This is a genomic window from Cryobacterium sp. Y11, from assembly GCF_002929535.1.
In the GTDB taxonomy this organism is placed as follows: domain Bacteria; phylum Actinomycetota; class Actinomycetes; order Actinomycetales; family Microbacteriaceae; genus Cryobacterium.
In genome coordinates this window covers 73981-80787 of the sequence record NZ_PJJO01000048.1, presented here as the reverse complement: position 1 = coordinate 80787, position 6807 = coordinate 73981, and the positions used below count along the sequence as shown (strand labels likewise).

Here is a 6807-nt window from a genome sequence, read left to right as displayed (position 1 = left end):
TGGCAGCCATCAAGACACTGCCAAAACACTTGGCTAAGACTTTGACGTGGGATCAGGGCACCGAGCTGGCCCAGCACCGGAAGATTACGCTGGCCACAAAGATGGATATCTACTTCTGTGATCCGCATTCGCCGTGGCAACGAGGCACCAACGAGAACACCAACGGGCTGCTGCGCCAATATTTCCCACAGGCACCGACTTATCCGTTCATTCGCCAGAGCGGCTGCTCGAAGTCGCTACCGAACTCAACAATCGACCCCGCAAAACACTCGGCGGCATCACACCCACTCAAGCCATGCAACGACTATTGCCAGAGCCAGAAAAACCCATCGTTGCGACGACCGGTTGAATTCGCCGAACCCCTATCGGACTCGTAGGAATTGGAAGATCACACGGATATATTGACACCATGACTGGCAGACGGATGCTTTTGTGGATCGGCAGGCACCAGGTCGGGCTCAGCCTCGCAATGGTCGTGCTCTGGCTTGCAAACGCAACGATCCAGATAATTGCGATCGCGAGCGGAGACACGGGAACCAACGGAGGGCATGTTTTTAGTCTGGTTCTCGCTCTGCTGCTAGCCGTCCTCTCAGCTGCAAGCGCGGTCATCGCTTTGACTGCCAAGACAAAAAAGACGGCGAAGGATCAGACGCATCGCATTGACCAGTAAGCCGAACGCTTAGAGCCACATTTCCGACCCGCAGGTCTCGTCGCAGCGGAACGTCAGGCAGGCAGTAGGTCCAAGATTCCCTCGGGGTATAACGGTGGCTTTCGTGCTTTGAACTGAGATCGGGTATACCAACGAACAGCACTCCCTTCATCGAGAATCGTGAGATCAGCATCGAGGTTGAGCGCATCGAAATCAGGTGACTCAACCGCATAGACGTGCACAATCTCATGCCCGGGGATTCCCTCAAACTCGAATAAGTTCTCCACGACGCCGAGCAAAAGAGTTGGTTCCACGTCGAAGCCCAGCTCCTCCCGGAACTCCCGGCGCAAAGCCTGGTCAGAGGTTTCACCGAAATCGATTCCACCGCCAATCGCGCGGCAGAACTCGACGCCCGTCAACCGGTCACCCCCAAGCGAAGCGAGAACGTGCTCGCCGCGCAAGGGCAGACCAACGGCAAGGTTTCGAATCCAGCGTCTCATGGTGACAAGTGTTGCATAGCCCTTGCAAACAGTCCCGCAAGCCGGACGTCGAGCGCGACAGATCTGGGGCCAAACCACCCCGCGACCGAGTCCGCCGACGTTGTGTCACACGGGAACCCCTTACGGGAATTGACGGAGGCCTCGCAGCATTCAAAGATTGGCGACCGGTCTCGGAGCGATAGCGTCAGTGGCACGGCTACTGAGCGAGGGGGACTTCAATGAGTGAAACGATGCTGGCGCGTGATCTCGTGCCGCCGCAATACCGTGCGCTGCCCATGTTGCGCCTGTTCCTCCCCTTCTTTGACGCAACTGGGCGTGCCCAGCGGTGGTCGTCATTTCTCGTCAATGAAAGCGAATTGACCGGCTCCATCAGTTGGTTTGAGGTCTGGGATCGGTATGCGGATGAGCGGGGAGCGTCTGCCAGCCCGCCAGAACCGTCTCGAGGCTACATCGACGCGGTAACGGCGCAGGCAGTCAACGAAGCACTGCATCAGCTTGGTCCGACCACCGTGCTTCATTGCCTGCGCTGGGCGGGATATGCGCCCTATAACAGCTCAGGCGGGTTGACGCGGCGACTCAACGAAGATTTCGTTCCCTACGACCTCCCAGTCAGCAAGTTCGTTCAATCTAGTCGAGAAGATCGCGTACCTGAGTTTGCCAATGATGACGAGGGCCGGTTTGCGTGGGGCACATTCTTGTATCCCGATTCGGTGATCATTGCTGCGGATGTCGACGTCTACCGGCACCTGGTGAACGACGTACGCCTGGACACCGTGTCGATCGTGCACGCGCGCGATATCCTGCCCGTTAGTTCGGGCGATTAGCTGCGAAGACCCTTGTGTTTGTTGAGACTCAGACGTTCTCAAGCGCGGTGCTTCATTACCGCCGGGCGAACGTACCAATCCAGCAAATTCGGCCAGGTCGCGCCGGCCAGGACGGCTACCTATCAATGCGATTCACACTCACGCTCACACTGCCGCCGCACCTCCTGTCGCTGCTGTCCCGCAAGACCACCTCCTACGGACAGGTGCGAGGTCCGCACTCCACCAACATCAGAGGCCGCGATAGACGCTGCTGCGGTGGGCTACCCGTAAAGCGAGAACCACGAGTTCAGCGTCTTTGATCGTGTAAACAACGCGATACTCGCCGACGCGGATTCGCCACAGATTTGGATACCCAACAAGAGGGCGAACACCGCTTGGACGCGGGTCGGCGCCCAACGCGTTGATGGCCTTGATGACACGGCGCACCACCGGCTTGTCGAACTTGGCCAACTCCTTGAGCGCTTTCGGGTCATATTCAACAGCGAACGACCCAGGCGCACTCACAGCCCCAGTGCCAAGGCCACCTCATCAGCCGAGACAGTCTTGGTGCGGCCGGCGTCGAGATCGGCCAATCGCTCCAACGCGATCCGACCGTCCTCGCTGTCAAGCATCGCCTCGTACCGGTCAACGAACTCGGCTGGCACGATCGCAGCAGCCCGCTGCTGCCCTCGCCCGCGCGTCACGTAGGTGATCTCACCACCGAACGCAGCCCGGTTCACGGCATCGGAAAAGTGATCCCGCGCTTGGCTGACAGAAAGCTCCGTGTCTGTACTCATATCTCCAGTATGCGCCAGGAACGCCAACTTAGCCACATATCAAGGACCCGAGACAATCGCCGCAAGGTGAACCCCCTACGGGACAATTTGGCCGAGCTGTCTGCTCTAGGCGATTAATCCTGGATCAGCTATGTCGCCCTGTTCGTTTCCTGACATTGGTCAGTGCGCCGTTGGTTACGGCACGCGGAGTTCTTTGAGCGGATCGCGGCGGGCGGCCGCCAGCGCGGGTACCAGGGCCGCGATCACGCCGATGGTGGTCGACAGGAGTGCGACGGCGCCGACGAAGTCCCAGCCCGGGAGTGGATCTCCGGAGGCGGTCAGCCCGATCGACGCTGCAATGCTGCCGATCGTGGCACCGACCAGGGCGAGGGCACCGGTTTGCGTGAGGAGCAGCGAGATGATCAGGGCTTGGGAGGCGCCCAAGGCGCGGCGGCGCCCGAAGTCCTTGCGACGCAGCATCACCAGGCCGTAAAGAATCGCTGCCACCAGCACCGCGGTCAGTGCGAAAACGACGACGACGAGGCTGCGGCCGAACGAATCCAGCTGTCCTTCAACCAGGCCACGGAGTGCGGCGAGGTTTTCACTCGTGGTCAGGGTCACTTTGGCGGGATCGGTGACCGCCAGGACGGATCGCACCGCGTCGGAGACGGGAGCGACCAGGTCGGGGCGGTCGGCGATGACAATGAGCACGGCGACCGTTCCCGGGGTGTTTTCGGTCTGCGGGGCGATGACGAGGGGTTCAAGGAAGGCGAGAAAGTCCGGAACGGTCAGGCTCCCGGTGACGGCGAAGTCGACGCCGGAGTCGTCCACGACAGCCCCGACGGCGTCCGGCATTCCCAGGCCCGCCAGCGCAGTCGGTGATGCCCAGATCGAGGCGTTGCTCACTGGCGGCAGCGTGGTGATCCCGAGGTGGTTGAGTTGGCTGCTCCAGGCCAAGCGCATGGGGACCTTGGTCGCGCCGGCAAATTGGAGGTTGGTGACGTCCTGGGCGATACCGAACGCTCCAGCCCATTGGATGCCGTCGATGTGTGCCAGCCGGTCCAGCACTGTGGCGTCGAGCCCGGCGTCGGTGTCGGCACGAATGATGATGGAACGCGTCCCCTCCGAGTCGATTGAGCCGAGCACGGCCTGCTCCGCCCCGACCGTGCGTCCAGTCGTCAGCAGTACCGTGGCACACATACCGGCGACCATGACGATGGTGACAACGGATGCGACGGGTTGCGCCCACGCCGTCGCCAACGCTTCCCGCACCACGGCAGCCCACCGGCGCAGCGCGCTCATAGTTCGAGTCGGCGGTCGCAGCGGGCGACCAGTGCCGGGTCGTGGGTGACGACGATGACGGCCGCGCCGCGGTGGGCCTGAGCGTGCAGAGCATCGACGACGAGGTCGGATGAGGCCGGATCGAGGTTGCCGGTGGGCTCGTCCGCGAGCAGAATCTGCGGGTCGTTGAGTAGGGCACGGCAGAGCGCGATGCGTTGCGCCTGACCGCCCGACACCTGACCCGGTTTCGCCCCCGCTCGCAGCGCGACGCCGAACTGGTCCATCAGCTCGTGCGCGCGCGGAATGGCCGGCTTCCTGGGGGTTCCACGGTAGAGGGTGGTCTCGATGATGTTGTCCAGCACCGTTCGGGTGGCATCAAGGGCAGCGTCTTGAAAGACGAAGCCATACTGATGCGCCCGTAAACCGGCGCGGTCTGCGTCGCGCCGGTGCGCAGCATCCGTCCCGTCGATCTGCACCTGTCCGGCGGTGGGTTTGAGCATGAGGCCGAGCACGTAGAGCAGGGTGGACTTGCCGCGCCCGGACGGGCCGGTAATGGCGACCACCTCTCCGGCATGGAAGTCCGCGCTCCACTCCGAGAGAATCGGCGCGGTCGGCACGTAGCCGAAGGTGATGTCGCGGGCGGCCAGCCGGATGGTATCGACCATGGCTAGTCGGCCGTCGCCGGGATGCGCACCGAGGTGCCGTCGGCGACGCCGTCAATGATCGACATTCCGCGGGCGCTGGTGACCACCGTCACGGGATGACTCGTGCCGGCGTTGTCGATGACGGATGCGGTGCCGTCGGCCGCGCTGAGCAGCGCGGCACTCGGGACCATCAGTCCGGCGATCGATTCCACCGTGACGATCCGTGATGACAGCAGCGACTGCTCCGTGACGGGGATGCTCGCGCAGGCATCGGCGCAGATGACCGCGCCGTCTTTGCCCACGAGGGTGATGACAATCAGTCCGGTCTCATCAGCGGCCTGGTCGGCCACGAACCCTTCCCAAATGCCGCCGTCGATGCTGGTGATTTCTACCCGGGTACCCGTGGGCATCAACGCGGCCTGGGATTCGCTGACCGGTACGGTGAAGATGGGCGCGGCCGGTAACGCCCGCACGACGTTTTCTCCGCCGGTGAGGAGCGCCCCACGCGTGACGATCTCGGTATCGAGAGCTACCTGGGTCGGCAGCGTCGGGACAAAGATGATGTCGCCCGGCTGCACGACGCCGTCGGTGGGAACGCCCAGAGACTTCTGCCACGTCTTGACCGCCGTGGTGGTGCGGGGGCCGAACTGTCCATCGACCGCGCCAGTGTAGAGCGCCAGGTCGGTGAGCGCCTGCTGCAGCTGCGTGACATCCGCTCCTTCGGCGTCCTGCGCCAGCGCACGGAACGCCGGCACCTGGCCCTGGGCGATCACAACCGGTCGCAGGTTCACGGTGTAGAGCGTCGCCCCGACCGCGACGCTTTGGCCCGCGGTGACATTCACGGAGGTGACGGTGCCGACTGCCTGGTTTGATCCGGCGGGCACCGGAGTCCACTGCGCCACCGTGTTCAGGTTGATGCTCGACCCCACCTCGCCGGGCACAACCTCGACGAGGGTGAACGCGGTTGTGGCCACAACATCCCGTGGGGGTGTCAGCGCTGTCGTCGCTGCCCACCCCACGCCGGCGCCAGCCCCGACTGCGACGAGCAGGCCGGTGACCCAGAGAGCCCAGCGCGGTGAGCGACCCGCTGCTGTGTCACTCATTGAAGTCGACGGGGAGTTGCGGGCACTTCTTGTTGATCGCATTCCATTCAGATTGTCCATTCCCCGCTACGCCTTCGTAGAGGTTCCAACCACCGGTCTCGGCGTAGGTATCGATGAACGTCTCCCGGCTCGGAGCAGCCGGAGTGTCATACCCTTCGGTCGCTAAGCAGGGCTGGAGCTCATCTGTGAAGTAATCAAACAGCTCGCCAAGGCGCTCATCGGTGAGCGGCACGTTGTACTTCGGATCCATCGGGTACTTCGCGTTACACGTGTACATGGCCAGAGCATGCGCTCCGGCCTGGGAGTTTTGAATCATGCCGGACTCCAGCCCGCCATCCGCAGTGGCGCGCACGTCGGGCCAACCCAAATCGTGCATGCAACTCTCCCTCGCCGTTCCCCAGTCATCGTTGTCAACGAAGCGAACGATGTCGATCATCGGTCGCACCGCATCGGGCGATTCGCGTAACACTCGCTCCCATTCCCAGTCGAGTTGTTCTTGACCCGCGACGTCGAGGGTGAGCGCGAGCGAGCTCGCTGGGGCTGTCGAGCTTGAGGCCGCTGGGCCAGGGGTGGCGTTCGCACAACCCGAGAGGAAAACGAGGGCGGACGACGTCAGTACAAACAGCGCCGCCCATGATTTACGCGACTTAATAATGGCGAGCATTTTTCCCCCAAATCAGGCCCGGTTGTACCAAACCAGTTCTGTGGCGACACTATCGAGTGTTGGTGAACATCTGGTTTCGCCGCTCGAATGGCTCAGGCTCGGAGCCAGGTGGGAACGGTGAAGTGCAGAGTCATGATCATCATCACAGCCTGTCATCGCCCGCAGAGGAACCCTCACCGGGACAAACGCTGGTGACCGCTGTGGGACGATGATCGTGTCGGCGTATTGCTCAATCGCACCGCCCTAGAGCGGGTGCCCTTTTCTCGCCACGCATTAGTAAGTTGGCATAAGTTAGCTGATCGATCTCGTCTCTGCCGCGGTCCCTGCGGTTAATCAGTTGCGGGCATTGGCAGCGCAACCAAGCACAGCACGTCAGAGGTGCTCCCT

At 62.4% G+C, this 6807-nt stretch carries 9 protein-coding genes and 1 pseudogene; 3 read left to right on the top strand and 7 right to left on the bottom strand.

Features of this window, described 5'->3' with window-relative positions; genetic code table 11:
* Window positions 1-349 (top strand): annotated as a pseudogene (locus CXY75_RS04110) (IS30 family transposase); the annotation flags it as partial.
* Between the two features lie 60 nt (window positions 350-409).
* Window positions 410-670 carry a hypothetical protein gene (locus CXY75_RS04105; protein ID WP_104081575.1) on the top strand — a complete coding sequence of 87 codons (261 nt, stop codon included), beginning with the start codon at window positions 410-412 and terminating at the stop codon, window positions 668-670.
* A 53-nt stretch (window positions 671-723) separates the two neighbouring features.
* Here the strand turns inward: CXY75_RS04105 and CXY75_RS04100 are convergent, their stop codons facing one another.
* On the bottom strand, window positions 724-1149 hold the full coding sequence (locus CXY75_RS04100; RefSeq protein WP_104081574.1) for an NUDIX hydrolase: 426 nt from the start codon (window positions 1147-1149) through the stop codon (window positions 724-726).
* A gap of 218 nt (window positions 1150-1367) precedes the next feature.
* Between CXY75_RS04100 and CXY75_RS04095 the strand changes: the two genes are divergently transcribed.
* The gene (locus tag CXY75_RS04095; RefSeq protein WP_146069360.1) at window positions 1368-1973 is read left to right on the top strand and encodes a hypothetical protein; all 606 of its coding nucleotides are present in this window, start codon (window positions 1368-1370) and stop codon (window positions 1971-1973) included.
* A gap of 228 nt (window positions 1974-2201) precedes the next feature.
* Here the strand turns inward: CXY75_RS04095 and CXY75_RS04090 are convergent, their stop codons facing one another.
* From CXY75_RS04090 to CXY75_RS04065, 6 genes are all read right to left on the bottom strand, one after another.
* On the bottom strand, window positions 2202-2477 hold the full coding sequence (locus CXY75_RS04090) for a type II toxin-antitoxin system RelE/ParE family toxin (RefSeq protein ID WP_104081572.1): 276 nt from the start codon (window positions 2475-2477) through the stop codon (window positions 2202-2204).
* Window positions 2474-2749 (bottom strand): antitoxin of toxin-antitoxin stability system, encoded by a 276-nt coding sequence (locus CXY75_RS04085; protein ID WP_104081571.1) that lies wholly within the window; start codon window positions 2747-2749, stop codon window positions 2474-2476. Before CXY75_RS04085 ends, CXY75_RS04090 begins: the two co-directional genes overlap by 4 nt.
* Window positions 2750-2923: 174 nt before the next feature.
* Complete coding sequence (locus CXY75_RS04080) at window positions 2924-4030, bottom strand: FtsX-like permease family protein (protein WP_233198208.1); 1107 nt, start codon at window positions 4028-4030, stop codon at window positions 2924-2926.
* Window positions 4027-4674 (bottom strand): ABC transporter ATP-binding protein, encoded by a 648-nt coding sequence (locus tag CXY75_RS04075; RefSeq protein WP_104081570.1) that lies wholly within the window; start codon window positions 4672-4674, stop codon window positions 4027-4029. The genes CXY75_RS04080 and CXY75_RS04075 overlap by 4 nt, the downstream gene beginning before the upstream one ends.
* A 2-nt stretch (window positions 4675-4676) precedes the next feature.
* Window positions 4677-5756: a peptidoglycan-binding domain-containing protein gene (locus CXY75_RS04070; protein WP_104081569.1), complete on the bottom strand. Its 1080-nt coding sequence runs from the start codon at window positions 5754-5756 to the stop codon at window positions 4677-4679.
* Window positions 5749-6420, bottom strand: coding sequence for a hypothetical protein (locus CXY75_RS04065; RefSeq protein WP_104081568.1), 672 nt, complete (start codon window positions 6418-6420; stop codon window positions 5749-5751). The genes CXY75_RS04070 and CXY75_RS04065 overlap by 8 nt, the downstream gene beginning before the upstream one ends.
* Window positions 6421-6807: the final 387 nt, after the last annotated feature.